This is a genomic window from Tolypothrix sp. VBCCA 56010, from assembly GCF_050875635.1.
GTDB lineage: Bacteria > Cyanobacteriota > Cyanobacteriia > Cyanobacteriales > Nostocaceae > Hassallia.
The window spans coordinates 1-1,442 of sequence record NZ_JBPAOH010000343.1 but is presented as its reverse complement, the minus strand read 5'-3'; the positions used below and the strand labels follow the sequence as shown (position 1 = coordinate 1,442).

Here is a 1,442-nt window from a genome sequence, read left to right as displayed (position 1 = left end):
GGTGGAAGCGCGTCGCGCTTCCACCACTTTGAAGTGCGCGATCGCATTCAGTAGTAAATTTGTATTCCATAACCCGCAACTTGGGTTAGTATCTCACCATAACTTTGGCAGAAATTCTGGAATGCTTTCGCTTGACTTGGTAGCTAACTAAATTGATTCAAAAGTTAGATGCTCGTAACAACTAACAGTAGCGCAGATGTTTGAGCATCTCACGTACTATTGCCAAGGAGAAGGCTTATGACGGGCTTTTTTATATTATTGACAGTTGCGGTGGTGGTGTTAGTTATTGCATCTGCTCGAAGCAGTTCCTCTAGAGGTCGTAGAAGCAAATCCCGCAACCATTCTAGTAACAGCCACAACAATTTCTTTAACACCGCTGCCGGGGGATCTAACAGTAGTACCACTGATAGCGGGTATAGCGGAGGTGATGGCGGCAGTTCTAGTAGTGGCTGTGACGGCGGCGGTTTTAGCGGAGGTGATGGCGGCAGTTCTAGTAGTGGCTGTGACGGCGGCGGTTCTAGCAGTGGCGGATTTTAGACAAGCTAATTTTTGCTCAACAACTTCGCATTCCCAGCGCTTAATTGCTTATATTGAATCAAGGCGATGTCTGACGACAAGACGCAGAGCGTCTGCGCTTATCAACTTACCAGTAAAATGAAATTGGTAATTTCGAGTCAAAAAGTTGGATTTGACCTGATTGAGCTTGATTAAACTCGATTTCTAGGTAAAAGCGATCGCCTCGTTTCAATTCCACCAATCCTAACTCAGTTAGTTTTCTCAATTCAGCAGAGAAATTTTTCTCTCCAGGTAAGGTAACTCGCAACTTTGTAATTTCATCAAATCCAGGTTTATTAATTAATAATCCGCGTTTTAACGGCGAAGCTGAAGGAATTCGGCTGACTGGTGACATAAAAATCAGCGGTTCTGATAAATTTTCACTGTTAGCAGCGATAGGAAGTGAGGTTTTTTCTGGCAGAAAAGGTGCGTAATAATTCCAAGTAGTAAATGGCAATTCTAGAGAACCGGGTACATCTGAGCGAAGCGAAATACCAAATGGACAAGCTTGAGTTTCTCCCCAACAACAACGCTCCCACAAACCCAAAGGACGAACCACACTTGAGAGGATTTCATTTATATCACTCAGCCAAAGTAACTCCAGATAAGCATTATGAAATAAAAAGCAAACGTTTGCAGTGCCTTGACCTGGATGAGTGCGGCGATTACCTTCTGTGAATCCAAAGGCTTTGAGAAACTCAGCCTCAGGCGCTTCTGGTTCAACACAAACAAAAATATGATCTAGTTCAAGTCCCATAGTTTATCTTTTTAATTCGCCGAACTCATAGTTCCAAGTTACATAGTCAAATATAGTTAGACATATATAAAATTGGCTTTAAGCAACTCGACTTTTAGCATAATCACGCTTGAATAGTGGAGTTAAACGC

The 1,442-nt window shown here is 42.6% G+C and carries 2 protein-coding genes; one reads left to right on the top strand and one right to left on the bottom strand.

Translation table 11 applies throughout. The annotated features are described in order from the left end of the window. The first annotated feature begins 237 nt into the window (after positions 1–237). Positions 238–537, top strand: a complete 300-nt coding sequence (locus AABK37_RS41330; RefSeq protein WP_432557169.1) for a hypothetical protein — start codon at positions 238–240, stop codon at positions 535–537. Between the two features lie 106 nt (positions 538–643). Here AABK37_RS41330 and AABK37_RS41325 read toward each other — a convergent pair whose 3' ends face one another. Continuing rightward, positions 644–1,312, bottom strand: coding sequence for a VOC family protein (locus AABK37_RS41325; protein ID WP_432557168.1), 669 nt, complete (start codon positions 1,310–1,312; stop codon positions 644–646). Between the last annotated feature and the right edge of the window lie 130 nt (positions 1,313–1,442).

What these genes read in the sequence shown, in the direction of transcription:
- AABK37_RS41330 (WP_432557169.1), top strand. Translation starts at nt 238, where the DNA reads ATGACGGGCTTTTTTATATTATTGACAGTTGCGGTGGTGGTGTTAGTT.
- AABK37_RS41325 (WP_432557168.1), bottom strand. Translation starts at nt 1,312, where the DNA reads ATGGGACTTGAACTAGATCATATTTTTGTTTGTGTTGAACCAGAAGCG.